This window comes from Pseudarthrobacter sp. BIM B-2242 (assembly GCF_014764445.1).
GTDB classification, from domain to species: domain Bacteria; phylum Actinomycetota; class Actinomycetes; order Actinomycetales; family Micrococcaceae; genus Arthrobacter; species Arthrobacter luteus_A.
The window spans coordinates 915,691-934,406 of record NZ_CP061721.1 but is presented as its reverse complement, the minus strand read 5'-3'; the positions used below and the strand labels follow the sequence as shown (position 1 = coordinate 934,406).

Genomic DNA, 18,716 nt, shown 5'->3' with positions numbered 1-18,716 from the left:
ACCTTGTCAGGATACAGGGGTGCCGACGGCGGCATACCGGGGCTTCCCGCTCCGTGGGCTGCCGCAACTCAGGCCCGTGTAATGCCGGGCATTTCCGGGGCGCTGGACAGCTCCTGCACGTCCTGGATGACCTCATTGTGCCGCAGGAACCACGGCTTGAACGGCGGATCAAAGCGGGCAAACCGTGGCGGGCCCACCGCCGTCAGCCCGGCGATCTTCAGGGCGGCCTGCAGCCCCGCATTTCGGCGCGCAAAAGCCTTTCCGGTGCCGCTGCCCGGGAAGCGGACGACGGCGGCAAGCGAACCCGGAACAGCCCGGATCAGGACGTCGGGGTTCGTCGGCACCGGGGCTGTCTCTGCCGTCGTACCGGCGGGCAGCACAAAGGCAACCACAAAGTCAGCCGGCGCATCAGTACCCGGCAGCGGACCGCTCTGCAGCACCGGCGCGGTCATCGCGAGCTTCTGTGACGAGCTGCTCTCCTGGATGACCGGCGCGGTCATCGCCAGTTTTTGTCCGGCTGTGTTGCTGCCGCTGATGTAGTTGAACAGCTGCCGGAAGGCTGCGTTGCCGGCCCGGTCAAAGGTGGCGTTGACGTGTATCTCCGCCACCGCGTACCCGGGATAGCGGCGCAGCTCAAAGTGCGGATAGCGGTGGACCAGTTCGTAGGGCTGCTGCTCAGTCATGGTCCTCCAGACCTTACGCCGGTCCGGTGCCGGCGGCCAGAGATCCGGCTACACCCTCGCCATGACTAACTCTAGACATGTGACCATTTAGTCACCTATTCTGGAGGTGTGGACGCCGTATTCAAGGCCCTCGCCGACCCCACCCGCCGGGACCTGCTCGATGAGCTCTTCCGGGAGGACGGGCAGACCCTCCACGCTCTTGAGGCGCATTTCAACATGACCCGCTACGGGGTCATGAAGCACCTCAAGCTGCTGGAGGATGCCGGCCTGGTGGTCACCCGCCGTCGGGGCCGGGAGAAACTCCATTTCCTCAATCCGGTGCCCATCCGCCTGGTCCACGACCGCTGGGTCAGCAAGTACGCCGAACCATGGGCCGCTGCCCTCAGCGACCTCAAAACCCGATTGGAAAGTCCCATGGAAAAGATCTTCGAAATCTACATCAAGACCACCCCGGAACAGCTCTGGGAAGCCATCACGGACAGCGAGATCCGCAGCAAATACCAGTTCGGAATGAACATCCGCTCGGACTGGACGCCGGGGTCCAGGTTCGAGATGTCCCCCAACGGGGCGGACCTGCTGGGCGAAGGCGAGAACCTCGAGGTCGATCCCCCACGCAGGCTCGTCCAGTCCATGCGCGCACTCTGGGGCGAGGACGTCAAAGCCGAAGGCTACTCCCGCATCACGTGGGAGATCGAACCGGTGGGCGAGGATTCCTGCCACCTCACCGTCACCCACGACCAGCTCCGCGAAGGCGCCAACGATCAGCTGTACGGCGGCTGGCCGATGATCCTCTCCGGCCTGAAGACCTGGCTGGAAACGGGTGAGAAACTCACCACCCCCGGCTCCCTCATGTACACCTAGAGGCGACCGGCGGCACCCGGCCGGGCGCCGCCGTCGTACTTTCCGTAGACGTCAGGCGCCCGTGCAGCAGCAGGGCGGCCTTGAACCCGGCCGCCTTGCTGGTCTGTACAACGAACCTCGACTCACGGGAGACTGACGCCATGCGCAAACTGACCTTCGCCATGAATGTGAGCCTGGACGGCTACATCGCCGCGCCCGGCGACGACCTCGGCTGGAGCGTACCGAGTGACGAGCTGTTCCAATGGTGGTCCGACCGGGTAGGGGCGACGGGCCTGGCGCTGTACGGGCGCAAACTGTGGGAGGGGATGAGTTCCCACTGGCCGACCGCCGACCAGCAGCCCGGCGTCACACCTGCGCAGACCGAGTACGCCCACCGCTGGCGGGACATGCCGAAAGTGGTGTTCTCCTCGAGAACCATCCCGGTCGACTGGAACACCCGCCTGGTCACCGGCGACGCTGTCACCGAGATCACCCGGCTCAAGGCCGGCGACGGCGGCTCCATGGACATCGCCGGTGCCACACTCGCGGCCGCGGCCATGCGGGCCGGACTGATCGACGAATACGCACTCGTCACCCACCCGGTGCTGGTGGGCGGCGGCACGCCGTTCTTCACAGCCCTGGACAACTGGGTGAACCTGGACCTGATGGAGACCCGGACGTTCGCCGGCGGCATGGTCCTGACCCGGTACGAGACCAGGCGCTGAGTGCCCCGGATACTGTGGCTTTTTCGTTGTGTTTGAATGGCGTGATGGAAAAATGGGGATCCACCGTACCGGCACAAAAACTTCGTAAGGGTAATCGGGTGGCGATTCTGTCACCGTCGTTCGCTGCGCCCGGCTTCGCGCCTGCAGTCCACGATCAAGCCATGAATCGCTTCGCCGGCGCCACAGGTCTTGTGCCCGTGGAATTCCCCACGACCCGCCGGCTCGGTGCAACCGCCGAAGACCGTGCCGCCGATCTCAACGCGGCATTCGCTGACCCAACCATCCGAGCCATACTCGCCACCATCGGCGGTGATGACCAGATCACTGTCATCCCTTATCTGGACGCCGAAGCCGCCCGGGCCGATCCCAAGATCTTTCTTGGTTACAGCGACAACACTAACCTGCTGAACTGGCTCTGGGCCCACGGCATCGCCGGTTTCTACGGTGGTTCCACCCAGGTTCATCTCGGTCCCGGCCCCGGCATTGACGAAGTCCACCTCACCTCATTAAGGGCCGCCCTGATGACCGGCGGTGAACTCACGATTACCGATCCGGGTGAAGCCGAGGACTATGGCAAGGATTGGCATGACCCGCAAGCACTTGTCGAATTCGGAGAACGGGAGCCCACCGAACCGTGGGCATGGGCCGGGCCGGCCCGGCTGGTATCCGGACGAACCTGGGGCGGATGTCTGGAGGTCATCGACCAGCTTGCGCTGGCAGACCGCCTGCCGCCGGTTGAGGACCTGCACGGGTCCATCCTGCTGCTGGAAACCAGCGAACTGATCCCGCCCGCCGACTGGGTGAAGAGGTGGGTCCGCGCACTCGGAGAGCGCGGCATCCTCAACGCGGTCCACGGGGTTCTCGTCGCCAGGGCACCGACCAGCAATTTTGAACACCAGCCGGAACCCGATGAACGCACCCGGCTGCGCGACGCCCAGCGGGACGCGGTCATTGAAGAGGTCACCCTGTACAACCCCGAGGCCGTCATCTGCGTCGGGGTGCCGTTCGGGCATACCCGCCCCCAGTGGATCCTGCCCTACGGCGGACAAATCACAATGAACGGGTCAACGCGCACCATCACCGCGTCCTATAGCTAATTAGCTCTGATAGGCGAAGTGCTCGCGGTCCCTTCCGGCGCGATGACTCACTCGGAGGCGTGCGGTGCGTTCAGTTCGCCTGCAATCTTCACCTCCAGCGCCGCCACCGTGACGTCGGGCAGGACGATGAGACCGTCCAGTTCCTTCCGGGCGCGCTTGTACGCGGTCTGCCGTTCGGCAGGCGTTGCGGCGCTGTCGGAGGCGATGTTGAGCAGCTTCCTCGCCGTCGTCAGGCGCTGGCGCTCCAGCTCCGAGAAGTTGTGGTCTTTGACTCGCATGGCTTCGCGCTCTGCGACGTCGAACGCCAGCTCAAAGCCGTGCACGGCTGTCCGGTACTCCGCCAGCCGGGCCGCCGTCGTGATGTCGCCCGGGGCGTCCGGCCGCAACCCGTCCGCCGCTTTCTTCGCCCGGAGGAAAGCCACCGTAAGGGGCTCCCGCACATCCGTCATGACCGGGAAGTCGATGAGTTTCCCGACGTCGAGCTCGTAGTCCAGCCAGCGCCGGTTCACGGCGTCGTGCGCTGCAATCAGGGCGGCGACCTCGGCGTGGCTGGCCTGTTCCGCCTGCACCGCCTGGTTCTTGAGCGTGTACAGCTCCACACGGCGACGGTGCCGGCGTTCGCTGGCCTTGGACCACTGCCGCGCCCACCCTCCGGCCATTCCGCTGAGAGGGAAGACCAGCCACCAGTAGCTGCGCAGGAAGTCAAAGAATTGGTCCACGGATTCATCCTCCCACTGCCCCCGGCGCACCCCAAGGGCCTTCAACCGGTCCGCAGAGCCAAGGCCATCCACAAACACCTGTTCCGCCTGTTCACCAAGTCAGACATCATGGAGCGTGAGGGTCACGTCACTGGCTCACGCCCGACGGATATGTTCAGCAGCACCGGACTTCGGAGGTACACACCATGTCTGATTTCGATCTCGAAGCACTCCGGGAACAAGCGGCACGCGGCGACACCGACGCCGTGGGGCAATTGATCGAACTGGCCGCGGAGCGGGAAGACTTCGAGGAACTGCGGCGTCTCGCGGACGGCGGCAGCCGGGATGCTGCCGACCAGCTCGTTGAACTCGCCGCCGAAAAGTCGGACCTCGACGAGCTCCGGCGGCTCGCCGCCAACGGCAACAGCGATGCCGCCGACGTTCTCGCCGAGCTCACCGACGAAGAGCCGGACGATGAATGAGCAGCCCGCCAGCCATGCCCTGAACCTGGAATGCAGGCTGGCGGCTCCGCCCGAGAAGATCTTCAGGATGCTGACCGACGCCACCGAACTGGCGAAGTGGTGGGGTCCGGAGGGCTTCACCCTTCCCTCCGCCGACCTCAACCTAGTGGCGGGCGGCCGCTACCGCTTCCGCATGGCACCCCCGGACGGCGAGCCCTTCAACCTCTCCGGCGAATTCCTCGAAATCGACCCGCCCTGGCACCTCGTGTACACCTTCAACTGGGAAGAACCGACCCCCGACGACCGTGAGACCGTTGTGGACCTCGCGCTCGCCGGCGACGGCACGGGCACGAAGCTGGTCCTCTCCCAGGGCCCGTTCGTGACCGAGGAACGGCTGGCCCTGCACCGCGACGGATGGACCGAATCCTTCGCGAAGCTGCAGCGGCTGTGACCCGGCATTCCGGTTCCCTCACCTGTTGTCTCTCAAGAGCAACCATCATGTGACCGCAGCCGCTATAGTCGCGGGGTGACTGCAACGACCTACGCGCTGACCGGCACCGTCCGCGCCCGGGTGATCCGCCCCTCCGACGCCGGACTGCTGCAGGCCGCCTACCAGCTGAACCGGGACCACCTGGCTCCCTGGGAACCTCACCGGCCGGCCGCGTTCTACACCGCTGAAGGGCAAGCCGAAGTCATCGGTTCCAAGCTGGCCCAGCACGCCGCCGGCTCCGAAGTGCCGTTCATCCTGCTGGAAGACGAGCGGGTGGTTGGGGCGCTGACCATCACCGGCATTGTGCGCGGGCCGTTCCTCAGCGCCAACCTCGGCTACTGGGTGGACCAGGAGTTCACCGGCCGGGGAATCGGCTCCGCAGCTGTCGCCTTTGCGCTGGACTATTCGCGGAAAGAGTTGGGGCTGCACCGGCTTCAGGCGGCCACGCTCATCCACAACGCAGCTTCCCAAAAGGTCCTTAGGAAGGCGGGCTTCACGGAGATCGGGCTGGCTTCCGCGTACCTGCTGATCGCCGGTTCCTGGCAGGACCACATCCTGTACCAGCGCATCCTCGCTTGATCCGAAGGTGCTTCCAACTGCCCACGCCGGACGCCGCCGTCGTACGCGGTCCTCTTCCCTCATCCCTCCCAGTGCGCGGGCATCACCAGGTCCGCGGGCAGCCGCGTGGTGCGGCTGCCGCTGGCGGAGTTGAGCTGCGGCTGGGTCAGGAACAGTGCCGCCGACAGGTCGGCGCCGTCAAGCCGCGCGTCCCGGATGTCCGCGCCGAGCAGATCCACGCCCGACAGGTCAGCGTTCCGCAGGTCGGCCGCAATCAGGTACGCCCCTCTCAGGTCTGCGCCGCACAGCCGGCGGCCCCCGAGATTGCTGCCCATCAGGTCCGCTCCCGGCCCCAGCCCCGCGTCAAGATGTTCATTCCCGGCGGCAAAATAGGACGCCCGGACTTCCGCGCTGACGTCCATCAGCGTCGAGCGCACCCGGACGTGGAGGTCCTGGACATCCAGCGCGAGCAGCTGCTGCAGGCCGCCGTCGACGAGCTGCCCGATAGTGGCGCCGAGCTCCCCGGCGCATTCCGCGACGTCGGGATCAAAAGTCCGACGCCGGGCCTCGGCTAAGTGCCAAAGCATCTCGTGCAGCTGCCGCACGGTTTTGAACGCGGCAAACATCTCGCTTTTGGTGCCAGGATCCTCGCGCCAGCTCGTGCCGCCGAAGAGCCCCTGCGACACTTTCTGGCCGGCGCCGAAACAGTCAAAGACGGTGCAGCCGCGGAAACCCCGCGGGCGCAGGCTGGTGTGGATGGTGCAGGAGAAGTCGGGGGCGAGGTTTTGGCAGGGAGTGCCGGCGGGTTTGTCGAGCGCAAAATCCGCAGACCGCGAGAATCCGAAGGCGGTACAGCAGAGGGCAAAGCAGTTGCCGCAGTCAGGCCGCAGGGATTGCCGGTTCAGGGCAGGCGTGAACGTAATCGGTGCCATGCGCGCCATCATTCCCGGTGAATCGCCGTGCAGCAAGGATTGCTCTGCAGCACCTTTGTGAGGCTCCAGAGTTTCCCAATGAGGTATAGGAAAACTATTGACTATAGGGCCTGGATCCGTACCCTTAAAGCACAACGCATTCCAAGGAAGGTCCCGTGGAGGCTAAAGCTAAAACCCAGGACCCGCGGCCCGGACGGCATGCCGCCCGGCGCGACGAAATCGTCCAGGCGGCGTGGGCCGAGGCCGAGGTCAACGGCCTGTCCGCCATCTCGCTTACTCAGGTTGCCCGCAGGGTGGGCCTGCGGCAGCCATCCCTTTATTCCTACTTCCCTTCCAAGAACGCGCTGATCGATGCAATGTTCGCGGAAGCCGCGGGTGCCTTGCTCCTCGAGCTGGAGCATGCAGCGTACCCGGAATCGCCCCGGGAAGGCGCGAGGCTGGTTGCGCGGACTGTACTGCAGTTTGGTGTGGCCCACCCCGTCCAGGCGCAACTCATCTTCCAGCGCTCGATTCCCGGCTATGAGCCATCACTGGAAGCGTATGGCCCCGCACTGATGATGCAGGAGCGATACGTCCGGAAACTCAACGAGGCCGGAGTCACTGCGTCCTCCGACGTCGACATTTTCACGGCCCTCGTCGCCGGGCTGGCCAGCCAGCAACACGCGAACGAGCCCGGAGGAGTCCGCTGGGTATCGCAGCTGGACACCGTCCTCGACATGTTTTTTTACTATCTGGACCATCAAGGCCGGACCTAAACCGGACTGGCCGCAAGCGAAGGCAGGGAGCGCCATGCCCGCAGAACACTTTCCGATCGACGTGGCAGCGATCGGAAGGATCGCCCACCAGGAAGCCATGCAGTTGGCAGCAGAAGAAAACACCCGGTTCCACAACCTCCTGCTACAGCTCGGCACCGATGACTGGCAGAAGGGAACTGACTGCGCCCGCTGGAGCGTGCGGGATGTTGCTGTGCACGTCACAGCATCAGCGGAGGCGCAGGCCTCATTTGTCGAGTTCGCGCGCCAGGTCATCCGGGGGCGGGGGCTCACCACCAAAATTGGCGGGCGGCACTGGGTCGACGGGGTCAATGAGGCCCAGCTTCGGGCCAGAAGCCATATCACTGCCGAAGAAATCCCGTCGAGGTGGGACCACGCGTCCGCGGCAGCGCTCACCGCCCGGCAGCAGCTGCCCCCAGCCGTAGGGGCCCTCAGACTACTTCCGCTGGGCAGCGTGGACGGGGTTGAATTCGGCTGGCAGCCGCTGAGTTACCTCTTCGACATCGGGTTCACCCGGGACGTATGGATGCATCGCATCGACATCTGCCGGGCGACCGGCCGCCCCGTCAATCCGACACCGGAGCACGACGGCCGCATCGTCGAAGACATCATTGCCGAGTGGGCCACGCGGCACAAGGAACCGTTCTGCCTGAAACTCACCGGACCCGCCGGCGGCACCTTCATTCGTGCGGAAGATCCTGAAATCGACTGCTTTGAACTTGACGCAATCGACTGCTGCCGCCTCCTGTCAGGCCGGGGAACGCCCAAGGGAGTCCTCCGAAACCTGCTGCCGCTCTGACATCCGGCATCCGAAGCAGGTGCGGGCATGCGAGCTATTTCCCGGTCAGCGCGCTGCCTCCTCGCGTGCCTCCTGTCGGTCGGAATCCTCGGCGGGGCGGCCACGCCCGCGCCGGACCCGCCTGCCCCTGCACCGGCGAGTCCCGCAGCGACCTACCAGGCCGTGGACGCTTTCCTGCGGGGGCAGCTCGACGACGTCGGGATCCCGGGTGCCGCCGTCGCCGTCGTCCGGGATGGGATCCAGGTGCACTCCGCAGCATTCGGCCGCGCCGACGAGTCCGGGCGGCCGATGACCGCCCGGACACCGGTCCTGCTGGCCTCCACCAGCAAGTCCCTCACCGCCATCGCAGTGATGCAGCAGGTGGAGGCCGGCCGGCTTCGGCTGGATGAACCGGTCCGGACCTACCTGCCCTGGTTCACACTGGATGACGGCCGCTCGTCCGCCATCACGGTCCGGCATCTCCTCCACCAGGCCAGCGGCATGTCATCCAGGGACACCGCCTTCGAAGCCTCCGACGCGCAGGGCCCGGAGGCGCTCGAGGATGGAGTCCGTGCCCTCGCAGACGCCCCGCTCGACGGCGACCCGGGGGCGGGCTTCCACTACGCCAGCGCCAACTTCAACATCCTGGGCCTGCTGGTGCAGACGGTCTCCGGCCAGCCGTTCGGGGACTACCTGAAGCAGCACGTCTTCGGGCCGCTGGAGATGGCCCACAGCCATCCGACCCGGGCCGCCGCGCGCGCGGACAACGCTGCCGCCGGGCACTCGCTGTGGTTCGGTTCGTTCTGGCGCCAGACCGATGTGCCCGCACCCACCACAGGGATGCCGTCGTCCACGCTCTATGCCTCAGCCGAGGACCTGGCCCACCAGCTGATTGCGCTGCTCGACGGCGGCCGGTACGGCGACGCCCGGATCCTCCAGCCCGGGAGCGTGGCGGCCATGTTTGAGCCCCGTGTGCAGGTGGACGGCTCCAAGGGGTATGCCATGGGGTGGTACACCCGGCCGCTCGTGGAGTCCGCCGATCCCGCCGCACCGCCCGTTCCGGAGGCCGGCCTGCCGCTGCTGCTGGAGCATCAGGGCGAATGGGGCAACAGCCACACGTACCTGGCTGTGGTTCCTGAGTCCGGCCTCGGCGTCGCCCTCGTCATCAACGGCAACGACACCGCCGCCCCGTCACGGCTCAAGTCCATCGACACCAACCTCCTGCGGATCCTGCACGGGCACTCCCCCGTTCCCGCGGTGGTGTTCGAGGACTGGCTGCAGCGCTACAGCTGGGCCGTGGCTCTGGCGCTGCTGCTGGCGGAGCTGCTGAGCCTGTGGCTGGCGCTGCGGTTCCTGCTCCGGCGGCATCCTGTGCCCGGAAAACCTTGGAGGCCCCTGGCGTGGGGCGCCGCGGCCCTTGCCCTCGACGGGTTCGCCCTCTGGCTGTGCCTCGCCTACGCCCCGGCCCGCTTCGACACCCACCTGTCCGTCATCATCCGCCAGTTTCCCGACGTCGGCATTTCGCTGCTGCCGGTCCTCGCCCTCGCCTTCGTCTGGCCGATCCCCCGGACGCTGTGGCTGTTCGCGACGCTGCGGGCCCGCCCGCAGCCGCTCGGTCCAGACACCGGCTTGTGAACCGCAGCACCAACGACTGTCTTCAGCTCTTCATTCCGCGTACGAAGGGGCCGGCGCGAACTGCCTCAAGCGAGCTACCGGGTGTGAGGCCGGTGAGGAGGACCTTCAGCTTGCCGGGTTCCTGGATGATTTGCCCGCCTTTCGCCGCGACGCCTGCTGCTCAGCGTGGGGAGCCGCGGCCACGGCGGAGCGCCGCCAGGCGGGCAGTGTATTCGTTCTCATCGATTTCGCCGCGGGCAAACCGTTCTGCGAGCAGGTCCTCAGCAAAACCGTGCCCAGGGGCCCCGCCCTCGTACCGCCTCCCGCCGGGTCCCACCGACCGGGCGAAAAGGACAACGGCGGTGATGATGACACCCCAGAACAGCACGAAGCTCACCACCATCAGGACGTACCACCATCCGCCCATGTTCCCGTCCCCGCCCCAGAACATCATTTCCGCATCCTCCTGCCACCAAGGGACCGCCGTCCTGCTTACACTATCGCCCCTTGCGCTCCGCGGCGTCAGAGTCTTAGGTCCCCGTGGCGGGCGGCGGCGCGCCCGGTGGAGCGCCAGCAGAGCTCGGCACAGACCGGTTGGCACCCGGGAGCCAACGTCAGTCGTGCAGGGTTATGGTCCCGGTTGTCCCGTTCACCGTGACCAGGGCGCCGTCGCGAATGATCTGCGTGGCGTTGCCGGTGGCGACGACGGCGGGGATCCGCTGTTCGCGGGCGATGATCGCCGGGTGGGACAGGGCCCCGCCCGCGTCGGTCACCACTGCGCCGATGGTCGCGAACACCATCGACCAGGAGGACCGCGTGGTGGGGCACACGAGCACGTCGCCCGGCTGGATCCGCGAGAACTGCCGTTCGTTGGCGATGATCCGCGCCGCGCCAGTGTACGTCCCGGACGACGCCGGCGTGCCCCGCAGGATGCCCTGCTCCGCCGTCTGCATCTGGGAGCTGCCCGCCGGTGCGACGATCCGCTCGCCGGCGCGCATCATCAGCTCCATCATTTCGCGCACATCGGCAGGCAGCCACTTAGTGGACGGGGGCGGCGGCGGGGGCGTGCCGTAACTCGGCGGTCCGGGATGGGCCAGGATCCACGCACGTTCACCGCGCCTGCGCCTGACCGTAGGCCGAAGGTCGCCCGACGCGCCGTTCAACCACCCCTGGACTTCGTCCGCAGTGCAGTAAAAGACGTCATCAAGCGCCGTGAACGCACGTGCCTGCCGCATCCTGCGGCCCGCTTCAAGGACCGCATACCGGACCAGCGCCAGCGGGGAATCCATCGTGTAAAAGACGTTGGACTCCCTGAGCGGGTAGGCACGCAGGGCCCGGTCAAGCAGCGTGTTGAACTTTTCCAGCGCTTCTCCGCGGAGCCGGCTTCGTGCTTTTGCCGCGGTCTCGTCGCGCAGCCGGCGCTGCCCGGCCGCCGGGTCGTCCCGGCTGGAGGCCTCCAAGGCCTCGAGCTGCGCGGCGATGAGCCCTGGGTTTTCTCCAAAGGTCGGTTCGGCAAGCTCGGTGGAGAGAACCCGGGCACCATAGACCCGCCGGTACTCTTCCAATGCCTGCACTTTCGACGCCGGATCGAGCCTTTGATCGGCGATCCTCCGGAGCTCCCTGGCGGGCTCGGAGGACATTTCGGAGGTGCCGGCCAGGAGGTTCAGCACCTCGGGGTAGTCCCACCCCAGGTGCTCCCGGCAGAACAGCTCAAGCCGCGTCGTCTCCAGGAAGTGCGGCATTGCCCCGAGGAAGTGCAGCGGCATCGTTTCCGCCAACAGCTCCCGGACTGCGTCCAGGTGGGAGGCGAGCTGTCCGCTGGTGAGGCTGCCGAGGTCTTTGTCCCTGATGCTCTCGATCCGCGCGCGCAGCCGGTCCAGATGCCGGTTGTTCCAGTCGTCCACCAGGCGCATCGACAGGTCTTCTTCGCGCTGCTTCCGGGCGGCGCGGATGCGGCGCCGCCCCTCAGGCATCAGGCGCAGCATCAGCGCCAGCGCCCAGCCCGGCACGGGCGGTGCCTTGTCGCTTTTGGGCTCCATTCCCAGCGGCAGCATTCCCATGTACGTCCAGCCGCCGATATCACGGAAGTCGAACTGCGCGATCAGCCCGAAACTCTGCGCCATGAGCTGCATACTCGGCGCGATGTCCAGGATCGAGTCCGACAATGGCGTGGCCGGCGCGGCCGCATGCGCGGATTCGCGTTCCCAGTACCCGCGCGGCACGATGACCGGCACCGGCACCGGCACCGGTTCCACCAGGGTGGTGATGGGCCGGGCCTGCAGCAGGTACAGCTGCCCGCCGGCGAGCGCCCATTCGATGTCCTGGGGAACGCCTTCGGCAGCCTCCACCTCCCGGGCGAGCCCGGCGATGCGCCGGGCCTCATCCGCGGTGATCGCGGGCGTGGCGTCGTCGCGGGTGTCGTCATCGCTGGAGGCAGATCCGTCGGCTTGCACGGTCCATGACTGCGGCGTGAGCTCGCCGGAGACCAGCCGGTCGCCGAGCCCGGGGACGGCGTTCACGACTGCCTCGCCCCTGGCACCGCTGACGGGGTTGGCACTGAACGCCACGCCGGCGGCGTCCGCGTGGACGAGCTCCTGGATGAGAACACCCATGGGCGCGCCGTCCGCCGAGCCCAGCACCTCCCGGACGGCCGCGGCCAGCGCTTCGCTGCCGCGTACGCCGAGAACAGTTGTGTATTTTCCGGCCGACGACTCCTCTGCGGTGTCTTCCTCGCTGGAGGACGAGCGGACGGCCAGGTCGACGTCGCCGAGAATGTCGCGGACCGACCTGTCCGCCAGCTCAATGTCCTCAGTGGTCAATCCCGTGCCGTCCGCGGCAAGGACGATCCCGGCAGGGACGGTGAAGTCCCCGGTCCTCGCCAGGCGGGCAAGCGCAGCCGCCTTCCGCCCCCACAGGGCCGGGTCGGCAGGCTCGAGAGTGTGCAGTGCTGCGATGGTCCGCATGGTCCTGAACCCTTCCTGCATGGGGAGGGCTCCGCTGACCTCCCACCGGACCAGAATGCCATGCAACGGGGTCCGTTTTGTAGGGTCCGTTTCCGCGCAACTGCCGAGGGCCGGAGCGGCCGCCGCCGAAGCCCGGAGCCGCCGCGCCCGGGGCGGGCCGTTCGGCCCTGGCGCCTCCCGGCAATCCGGCGAAGGCTTAAACACGGAGGCGCAGAGGGCGGATGCCCGCGGGCCCTGCGCCGGGCCGTTGCCGGACCGCGGGCTCTGAGGACCCCCCGAAATGTCGATCGACAAGCGCCGGACCCCGCAACGCAGGCGGGCCACGCCGCAACCCGGCCAGCGCGGTGACGCCATCCGCAAAGTCCTTCTCGCCGCGGGGCCGCTCTCGTCAGTGCTCTACGTGGTTGCCACGGACATTGTGGCGGCTTCCAGATGGGACGGGTACCGCCGCGCCGAGCAAATGGTGAGCGAGCTGTTCGCCGTCGGCTCCCCGGGCCGGGAGGTCCTGCTCCCCTTCACGTGGCTCTACACCGTGCTGTTCACTGCCTTCGGGGTGGGGGTCTGGATCTCGGTGCGCGGCAACCGGGCCCTGCGGATCGGCGGCGGACTGCTCACGGCCTACGGGCTGTGGAACATCATGGGCGCCCTTTACCCGCTGACCCTGGGCGATGAGGCTTCCATCCCCATGCATATCGTCGCCACGAACGTCCAGCTCGCCCTCATGGTCGCCGCGATGTGCTTCGTGGCCGCGGGTTTCCACGGCCGCATGCGCTGGTACTCGATCGCGTCGCTGGCTGCGTCGGCGGTGCTGGGCGTGGTCGCGTTTATGGCCGCTCCAGGGCCGAACCTGCTGCTGGGCATCAGCGAGCGGATCAGCATCGGCGCGTTCCTGCTCTGGGCGGCGATCCTCGCCGTCGTGCTCTGGAAGCGTCCGGCGGGCGGCCCCGACAACGCGGGCGGCCCCGACAACGCGGGCCCGCACCACCAGGGCGCTACTTAAGCTTGGGGATCAGCACCGGGGTGTTCGTCTTGTAGGCCTCGTAATCGGCCTGCCCGCCCCACTTCCGTTCGGCCTTTTTCTCCAGCATGGGGATGCCGCTGGCCTTGGTGAGCAGCAGCGCCACGAACACCGGCGAAATCAGGGCCACCCACTGCCACCCCTGCAGCACCGGGATGGCGATCAGGAGCACGCCGATCCAGAGCACAATCTCGCCGAAGTAGTTGGGGTGGCGGGACCTGGCCCAGAGGCCTGTGGAGATGAACCTGCCCTCGTTGGCCGGGTCCGCCTTGAACCGGCCCTTCTGGTTGTCCGCCACAACCTCGATGCCGAAGCCGACAGCCCACACCACAACACCGGCCAGCGCCCACCAGTCCAGGGCCACGCGGGTGGAGCTGGTGATGGCGATCCATGCCGCGGCCGCGGTGAGGACCACCCATAGCCCCTGCACGGTCCAGGTGTTCAGGAAGCGGACGAACGAAGGCTTGATCTCGTCGAAGCGGTCGTCCTTGCCGTGCCTGCTGACCCGGCGGAACAGGAAGGTCCCCAACCGGCCCGCCCATACCGCAACCATCGCGGCGAGCAGCCAGGCCCGCGCACCCATGTCCGGGCTGAGCAGCACCAGGAACAAGGTGATGCTGATATAGGTCAGGGCGCCGGTGAAGTCGTAATACTTCTCGGTCTGCGCCTTCCACGCGTGGATGAACACCAGCCACTGGATCAGGAAGGCGGCGGCCACGGCCAGGCCGAACAGCGGCCAGCCGCCCACGGCGGCACCGTCCTGGCTGCCGGCCACAGCCACCAGCGCCCCGATGACCACCACCACGGGCAGGATGACGAGCGCCTTGCGGTCCGATTCCTTCATCACGGCTTCCTTCCAACCTTTATGAAGCAACAAAACTAGACAGCCACTCAACTAGGCAGCCTATTATTCAATCGCTTTTGAACATCAAACATATGTGAGTACTGTGGATACATGCAAACGCAAGAAGGAGGGGTCCACGGGACGGCACCTGTCCACCCGGCAGCGTTCACGCTGCAGGCCATGTACACCCTCGCCAACGAAACCGAACGTGAGGTGGCCCGACGGCTCGGCCTGAACCTCACCGATTACCGCGCCCTGTGCGCACTCGCACACTCCGCCCCGGTCACCGTGGGCACGCTCGCCGCGGAACTGGGTGCCACCGCCGCCACCACCACGGCCATCATCAGCCGGCTGGAAGCGCAAGGATACGCGGCCCGGAACCGGGGCGACGGTGACCGGCGCCAGGTCCATGTCAGCATCACCCCCGCAGCCACCGCCCGGATCACGGACCTCACCCGGCCGCTTATGACTGCCACCAACAGCTACCTCACCGCACTGCCCCCGGCGCACCAGGCCGTCGTCGGGGATTTCCTCGAAGCCATGCTGCTCCAGATGCAGGACCACCTTCACACCCTTTCGCAGAAAGATGCCCGTTGAACGAGTTCACCTCCCCGCCGCTGGTTTCCACCGCCGGCCACCGCAACGCCACGGAGCTGCTGATGCACCGGTTCCGGACCAGACCGGAGCATGTTGCCTTCGAGGTACGGGCCCCCGATGCGGCCATCACCGACCCGTGGCGGCAGGTGACCACCCGGCAGTTCGTGGACGAGGTGCGGGCGTTGGCCAAAGGCTTCATCGCCGCGGGCCTGCAGCCCGGCGACTCGCTGGCCATCATGTCCCCCACACGCTACGAATGGGCGCTGGCGGACATGGCAGCGTGGTTCGCCGCCGCCGTCGTGGTCCCCATCTACGAAACGTCCGCGGCACCCCAGGTGAACGCGATCCTGGCCGACGCCGGGGTGCGGCTGGCCCTGGCCGGCACCGCCGCGCACGCCGTGCTGCTTGAATCGGGGTTTGCCGCCGCGGAAACTCCCGGCCTGGGGGTCTGGACCATGGACGCCCGCCCGGGAGCGGATCTGGCCGCCCTGGTGCTGCTCGGCGCCGGCGTTCCGGACAGTGCCGTGGAGGACCGGCGCCTGCTCGCGGACCTCGATGCTGTGGCCACCATCGTCTACACTTCCGGCACCACCGCCGCGCCCAAGGGTGCCCTGATCACGCACGGGAACTTCGTGGGGCAGGTCCTGAACGTGGCCGCCGCGTACACGGACGTGGTGCGGGAGGGCGGCAACACCATCATCTTCCTGCCCATGGCGCACGTGCTGGCGCGCGGCCTGCAGCTGATCTGCCTGGCCAACGGGATGCGCATCGCGCACCTGTCCGATCCCCGGGACGTGGTGCCCGCGCTCGGCGCGCTCAAACCCACCTTCCTGGTGGTGGTCCCGCGCGTGCTGCAGAAAATCCAGGCGTCCGCCGCCGCTGCCGCCGCGTCCAAAAAGCTGGGCCGGGTCTGGGCTGTGGCGCAGCGCACCGCCGTGGAGTGGGGCCGGTTTCAGGAAGCGTACGACGCCGATCCAACCGTGCGTGCCCCGCTCGGCCTGCGTGCCCGGCGGGCGCTGTTCGACCGCCTGTTCTACGCCCGCCTCCGGACGCTGGTGGGCGGCCGGCTGGGCTACCTGCTCTCCGGCGCCGCGGCGCTGGACGCCGAGCTGTCCCTCTTCTTCCGCGGCCTGGGCCTGCCGGTCATCGAGGGCTACGGCCTGACCGAGACTACGGCCCCGCTGACCGGGAACCTGCCCGGAGCCATCAGCGCCGGGTCGGTGGGCGTCCCCATGCCCGGCACCACGGTGCGCATCTCGGACCAGGGCGAGGTGTTGGCCCGCGGCGTTGGCGTGTTCGCCGGCTACCGGCGCGCGTCGGACAACGCGGAGGCCTTCAGTGACGGGTTCTTCCGCACGGGCGACCTCGGCTCGATGGATGACCGGGGCCGCCTTACGCTGCAGGGCCGGATCAAGGACGTGATTGTCACCGCCGGCGGAAAGACCATCTCCCCCGCCATCTGGGAAGGCTACGTGGAGGGAGATCCCCTGGTGGCCCACGCCGTGATGGTGGGTGAAGGCAAGCCGTACCTGGGCGGGCTGGTGCTGCTGGACCCGGAGTCCGTGGCGGCCTGGGCGGAGCGCGAGGGCATCGCGGATCTCGCGGGCCTGCGCATCCCGGACGACGGCGGCGCGGTGCAGATCGAGGACGCCCGGCTCCTCGGCGCCATCGGCAAGGCCGTCAGTGCCGCCAACGCGAAGATCGCGCGGTCCGAGCAGGTGCGCAGGTTTGTGCTGCTGCTGGCCGATCTCAGCGAGACCAACGGCAACGTCACCCCCACCATGAAGCTCAAGCGCGGCGCCTTCACTGAACGGGCCCGGCACATCGTGGACAACCTGTACGCCGACCAAAGGACCCAGGCATGAACCCCGCACTGAAACGCTGGCTGCTCTCCTATGCCGTCACCGCTGTGATCTTCGCTGTCCTGGACCTCGTCTGGATCAGCTTCGTGGCGAGCAACTTCTACCAGAGCCAGATCGGCCACCTGATCGCCGCCAGCCCCAACGCCGCAGGTGCCGCTGCGTTCTACCTGATCTTCGTGGCCGGGATGGTGCACTACGGCGTGCGGCCCAACGACGCCGGGGCAACGCTGCGGCAGCGCGTCACGGGGGCGGCCCTGTTCGGCTTCTTCACCTACGCCACGTGGGCCCTGACGGCGTTCGCTGTGCTCAAGGATTTCCCCGCCGTGGTGGCCGTGACGGACATCCTCTGGGGTGCCGGGGCCTGCGCCCTGGTCACCTGGCTGACGGTCACAGCCCTGCGGCGGGTGCTGGTGAAGCAGGACGTGCGGTGAACAACGCCCTGCCCGCCGCCGCGGTTGCTGCCGCCCTGCTGCTCACGGGGTGCGCGTCGTCGTCGGCCGGGACTGCCCCGGACGGCCCAACTGCGCCTCCGGCTCCCACAGGGACAACAGCGCCAAGCCAGACCGCTGCGGCGCCCGAATCGCTGCCTGCGTCCGCAATCGATCCCGACAGGACCGCGGACTTCACAACGGCGAACGCCAACGCGGCCTGGGTGAAGCAGATCAGGTCCGCCACGGAAACCGAACCCGGCAGAATGACCATCGGGACCAGCCTTGTTGACCCTCGCGGTGCCGACGGCAGCGAACCTGCCAGGGCGGCGATCGCCATCTGCGAGGCCGCCGTCGCCATCTTCGGTCCAAGCTACGTGGCCGTGATGGAGGACGACGGGACGCATTTCGTCCTGTTCGGCCACCCGTCCATGCCAAAGGGCGAATGCGCCGAGGTCTGATGCCTGCCGGAATGATTTGCCTGATGTTCAACCAGCACAAGCAGTTCCGCAGGCCAGACGGCACCCTCTCGGCGGATAGACTTCCCGGGATTTCCGGCTCAGAGGGCCGGCACAACGATTTGGGGGATACATGGCAATTCCTAACATCCTGGATGAGGACCATACCGACGCCGCAGCCCAGCTGCTGCGCACCTACTACCGCCGAACAGCTGCCGGCCTTCCGGCGCGGCTCCGCGAGGTCCGCAGGGTCTCGGGAATTGCGGATCGGCAGGCACCACCACCGGCGAACGGCAGTAACCGCGGCCTGCGGCAGCGAGCGGGATCTCCAGGGCACGGCTGCATCTCCTTGACGCTCGGCCCGCCATAAAGCAGGATCGACCCCGATGAGCCGACAGAACCGGAGGACAGATGATGACCGACTACCCGACGCAGGACCGTAGCTTCACGTTAACCCGGGTCATTGCCGCATCCCGGCATGCCGTATTCACAGCATGGACTGACCCTGAACACCTCGCCTGGTTCTACAACCCGGACATGCCCACACCCGCCACGCCTATTGAGGTGGACCTCCGCGTTGGGGGAACGTGGAAACAGCAGATGGTGGTCAATGAGGACCTTAGCTACCCCACAGGCGGGATCTACTTGGAGATCGTTCCCGACGAACGGCTCGTCTTCCGTTGGGGAGCAGCCGGCGGCTGGCCGGAGCTGGGCGGCGGGAACGAGCTGGGCGCCCCTGTTGTCACGGTGCAGCTCAACGGCGCCGGCAGCGAAACGGAACTCGTCCTCACTGTCCGGTTCGCTGCGCACCTCGACATCAACGAGGTGCAAAAGCTCATCCGGGAAGGCACCCAAGAGGGCTGGGCTGCCACCATCGACCGGGTCAAGGAGAGCTCC

The 18,716-nt window shown here is 67.3% G+C and carries 21 protein-coding genes and 1 pseudogene; 16 read left to right on the top strand and 6 right to left on the bottom strand.

All coding sequences use genetic code 11. The annotated features are described in order from the left end of the window. Positions 1-68 precede the first annotated feature (68 nt). Positions 69-683: a heme-binding protein gene (locus IDT60_RS04460; RefSeq protein ID WP_191081024.1), complete on the bottom strand. Its 615-nt coding sequence runs from the start codon at positions 681-683 to the stop codon at positions 69-71. Between the two features lie 108 nt (positions 684-791). On the opposite strand from IDT60_RS04460, the gene IDT60_RS04455 reads away from it, so the two are divergent. From IDT60_RS04455 to IDT60_RS04445, 3 genes are all read left to right on the top strand, one after another. Further along, positions 792-1,544, top strand: a complete 753-nt coding sequence (locus tag IDT60_RS04455) for a metalloregulator ArsR/SmtB family transcription factor (RefSeq protein ID WP_191081023.1) — start codon at positions 792-794, stop codon at positions 1,542-1,544. A gap of 140 nt (positions 1,545-1,684) precedes the next feature. Next, on the top strand, positions 1,685-2,248 hold the full coding sequence (locus tag IDT60_RS04450) for a dihydrofolate reductase family protein (RefSeq protein WP_191081022.1): 564 nt from the start codon (positions 1,685-1,687) through the stop codon (positions 2,246-2,248). 44 nt (positions 2,249-2,292) lie between these two features. Further along, positions 2,293-3,345, top strand: a complete 1,053-nt coding sequence (locus IDT60_RS04445; protein WP_191081021.1) for a S66 peptidase family protein — start codon at positions 2,293-2,295, stop codon at positions 3,343-3,345. 47 nt (positions 3,346-3,392) lie between these two features. On the opposite strand, the gene IDT60_RS04440 is transcribed toward IDT60_RS04445, so the two are convergent. Beyond that, on the bottom strand, positions 3,393-4,064 hold the full coding sequence (locus IDT60_RS04440) for a hypothetical protein (protein ID WP_191081020.1): 672 nt from the start codon (positions 4,062-4,064) through the stop codon (positions 3,393-3,395). Between the two features lie 185 nt (positions 4,065-4,249). Here IDT60_RS04440 and IDT60_RS04435 point away from each other — a divergent pair, with 185 nt between their 5' ends. The 3 genes from IDT60_RS04435 to IDT60_RS04425 all read left to right on the top strand — a co-directional run bounded on the left by IDT60_RS04435 (position 4,250) and on the right by IDT60_RS04425 (position 5,573). Continuing rightward, positions 4,250-4,525 (top strand): hypothetical protein, encoded by a 276-nt coding sequence (locus IDT60_RS04435; protein ID WP_191081019.1) that lies wholly within the window; start codon positions 4,250-4,252, stop codon positions 4,523-4,525. Then, entirely contained in the window at positions 4,518-4,955 is a 438-nt protein-coding gene (locus IDT60_RS04430) for an SRPBCC domain-containing protein (protein ID WP_191081018.1), read from the top strand. The genes IDT60_RS04435 and IDT60_RS04430 overlap by 8 nt, the downstream gene beginning before the upstream one ends. Positions 4,956-5,030: 75 nt before the next feature. After that, on the top strand, positions 5,031-5,573 hold the full coding sequence (locus tag IDT60_RS04425) for a GNAT family N-acetyltransferase (RefSeq protein WP_191081017.1): 543 nt from the start codon (positions 5,031-5,033) through the stop codon (positions 5,571-5,573). A gap of 59 nt (positions 5,574-5,632) precedes the next feature. Here the strand turns inward: IDT60_RS04425 and IDT60_RS04420 are convergent, their stop codons facing one another. Then, positions 5,633-6,493, bottom strand: coding sequence for a pentapeptide repeat-containing protein (locus tag IDT60_RS04420; protein WP_370590734.1), 861 nt, complete (start codon positions 6,491-6,493; stop codon positions 5,633-5,635). A gap of 146 nt (positions 6,494-6,639) precedes the next feature. On the opposite strand from IDT60_RS04420, the gene IDT60_RS04415 reads away from it, so the two are divergent. Genes IDT60_RS04415 through IDT60_RS04405 form a run of 3 tightly spaced genes read left to right on the top strand, consistent with a single transcriptional unit; the run spans position 6,640 to position 9,670 of the window. Continuing rightward, the gene (locus IDT60_RS04415) at positions 6,640-7,239 is read left to right on the top strand and encodes a TetR/AcrR family transcriptional regulator (RefSeq protein ID WP_191081015.1); all 600 of its coding nucleotides are present in this window, start codon (positions 6,640-6,642) and stop codon (positions 7,237-7,239) included. Between the two features lie 34 nt (positions 7,240-7,273). After that, positions 7,274-8,056: a maleylpyruvate isomerase family mycothiol-dependent enzyme gene (locus tag IDT60_RS04410; protein ID WP_191081014.1), complete on the top strand. Its 783-nt coding sequence runs from the start codon at positions 7,274-7,276 to the stop codon at positions 8,054-8,056. 27 nt (positions 8,057-8,083) lie between these two features. Then, entirely contained in the window at positions 8,084-9,670 is a 1,587-nt protein-coding gene (locus tag IDT60_RS04405; protein ID WP_191081013.1) for a serine hydrolase, read from the top strand. A 160-nt stretch (positions 9,671-9,830) separates the two neighbouring features. Here the strand turns inward: IDT60_RS04405 and IDT60_RS04400 are convergent, their stop codons facing one another. Both IDT60_RS04400 and IDT60_RS04395 read right to left on the bottom strand, forming a co-directional pair. Then, on the bottom strand, positions 9,831-10,103 hold the full coding sequence (locus IDT60_RS04400) for an SHOCT domain-containing protein (RefSeq protein WP_191081012.1): 273 nt from the start codon (positions 10,101-10,103) through the stop codon (positions 9,831-9,833). A gap of 160 nt (positions 10,104-10,263) precedes the next feature. Further along, the gene (locus tag IDT60_RS04395; protein ID WP_191081011.1) at positions 10,264-12,612 is read right to left on the bottom strand and encodes a PEP/pyruvate-binding domain-containing protein; all 2,349 of its coding nucleotides are present in this window, start codon (positions 12,610-12,612) and stop codon (positions 10,264-10,266) included. Positions 12,613-12,892: 280 nt separating this feature from the next. Here IDT60_RS04395 and IDT60_RS04390 point away from each other — a divergent pair, with 280 nt between their 5' ends. Then, entirely contained in the window at positions 12,893-13,612 is a 720-nt protein-coding gene (locus IDT60_RS04390) for a DUF998 domain-containing protein (protein ID WP_191081010.1), read from the top strand. Here IDT60_RS04390 and IDT60_RS04385 read toward each other — a convergent pair. Continuing rightward, positions 13,605-14,474 (bottom strand): DUF1295 domain-containing protein, encoded by an 870-nt coding sequence (locus tag IDT60_RS04385; RefSeq protein ID WP_191081009.1) that lies wholly within the window; start codon positions 14,472-14,474, stop codon positions 13,605-13,607. The genes IDT60_RS04390 and IDT60_RS04385 overlap by 8 nt on opposite strands. Before the next feature lie 111 nt (positions 14,475-14,585). Here IDT60_RS04385 and IDT60_RS04380 point away from each other — a divergent pair, with 111 nt between their 5' ends. From IDT60_RS04380 to IDT60_RS23165, 6 genes and pseudogenes are all read left to right on the top strand, one after another. Next, entirely contained in the window at positions 14,586-15,071 is a 486-nt protein-coding gene (locus IDT60_RS04380; RefSeq protein WP_191081008.1) for a MarR family winged helix-turn-helix transcriptional regulator, read from the top strand. After that, entirely contained in the window at positions 15,068-16,936 is a 1,869-nt protein-coding gene (locus tag IDT60_RS04375; protein WP_191081007.1) for a long-chain fatty acid--CoA ligase, read from the top strand. Before IDT60_RS04380 ends, IDT60_RS04375 begins: the two co-directional genes overlap by 4 nt. Then, complete coding sequence (locus IDT60_RS04370) at positions 16,933-17,364, top strand: DUF2177 family protein (RefSeq protein WP_191081006.1); 432 nt, start codon at positions 16,933-16,935, stop codon at positions 17,362-17,364. Before IDT60_RS04375 ends, IDT60_RS04370 begins: the two co-directional genes overlap by 4 nt. After that, a complete protein-coding gene (locus IDT60_RS04365; RefSeq protein ID WP_191081005.1) occupies positions 17,361-17,822 on the top strand; it encodes a hypothetical protein in 462 nt (153 codons plus the stop codon). Before IDT60_RS04370 ends, IDT60_RS04365 begins: the two co-directional genes overlap by 4 nt. Before the next feature lie 130 nt (positions 17,823-17,952). Continuing rightward, complete coding sequence (locus tag IDT60_RS04360) at positions 17,953-18,189, top strand: hypothetical protein (RefSeq protein WP_191081004.1); 237 nt, start codon at positions 17,953-17,955, stop codon at positions 18,187-18,189. 41 nt (positions 18,190-18,230) lie between these two features. Then, positions 18,231-18,698 (top strand): annotated as a pseudogene (locus IDT60_RS23165) (SRPBCC domain-containing protein); the annotation flags it as partial. Positions 18,699-18,716: the final 18 nt, after the last annotated feature.

Bases quoted from the DNA above. Each gene is read 5' to 3' on its own strand.
- IDT60_RS04460 (WP_191081024.1), bottom strand. From the start codon at position 683: ATGACTGAGCAGCAGCCCTACGAACTGGTCCACCGCTATCCGCACTTT.
- IDT60_RS04450 (WP_191081022.1), top strand. From the start codon at position 1,685: ATGCGCAAACTGACCTTCGCCATGAATGTGAGCCTGGACGGCTACATC.
- IDT60_RS04445 (WP_191081021.1), top strand. From the start codon at position 2,293: ATGGAAAAATGGGGATCCACCGTACCGGCACAAAAACTTCGTAAGGGT.
- IDT60_RS04435 (WP_191081019.1), top strand. From the start codon at position 4,250: ATGTCTGATTTCGATCTCGAAGCACTCCGGGAACAAGCGGCACGCGGC.
- IDT60_RS04430 (WP_191081018.1), top strand. From the start codon at position 4,518: ATGAATGAGCAGCCCGCCAGCCATGCCCTGAACCTGGAATGCAGGCTG.
- IDT60_RS04420 (WP_370590734.1), bottom strand. From the start codon at position 6,493: ATGGCGCGCATGGCACCGATTACGTTCACGCCTGCCCTGAACCGGCAA.
- IDT60_RS04410 (WP_191081014.1), top strand. From the start codon at position 7,274: ATGCCCGCAGAACACTTTCCGATCGACGTGGCAGCGATCGGAAGGATC.
- IDT60_RS04405 (WP_191081013.1), top strand. From the start codon at position 8,084: ATGCGAGCTATTTCCCGGTCAGCGCGCTGCCTCCTCGCGTGCCTCCTG.
- IDT60_RS04400 (WP_191081012.1), bottom strand. From the start codon at position 10,103: ATGATGTTCTGGGGCGGGGACGGGAACATGGGCGGATGGTGGTACGTC.
- IDT60_RS04395 (WP_191081011.1), bottom strand. From the start codon at position 12,612: ATGCGGACCATCGCAGCACTGCACACTCTCGAGCCTGCCGACCCGGCC.
- IDT60_RS04390 (WP_191081010.1), top strand. From the start codon at position 12,893: ATGTCGATCGACAAGCGCCGGACCCCGCAACGCAGGCGGGCCACGCCG.
- IDT60_RS04385 (WP_191081009.1), bottom strand. From the start codon at position 14,474: ATGAAGGAATCGGACCGCAAGGCGCTCGTCATCCTGCCCGTGGTGGTG.
- IDT60_RS04380 (WP_191081008.1), top strand. From the start codon at position 14,586: ATGCAAACGCAAGAAGGAGGGGTCCACGGGACGGCACCTGTCCACCCG.
- IDT60_RS04370 (WP_191081006.1), top strand. From the start codon at position 16,933: ATGAACCCCGCACTGAAACGCTGGCTGCTCTCCTATGCCGTCACCGCT.
- IDT60_RS04360 (WP_191081004.1), top strand. From the start codon at position 17,953: ATGGCAATTCCTAACATCCTGGATGAGGACCATACCGACGCCGCAGCC.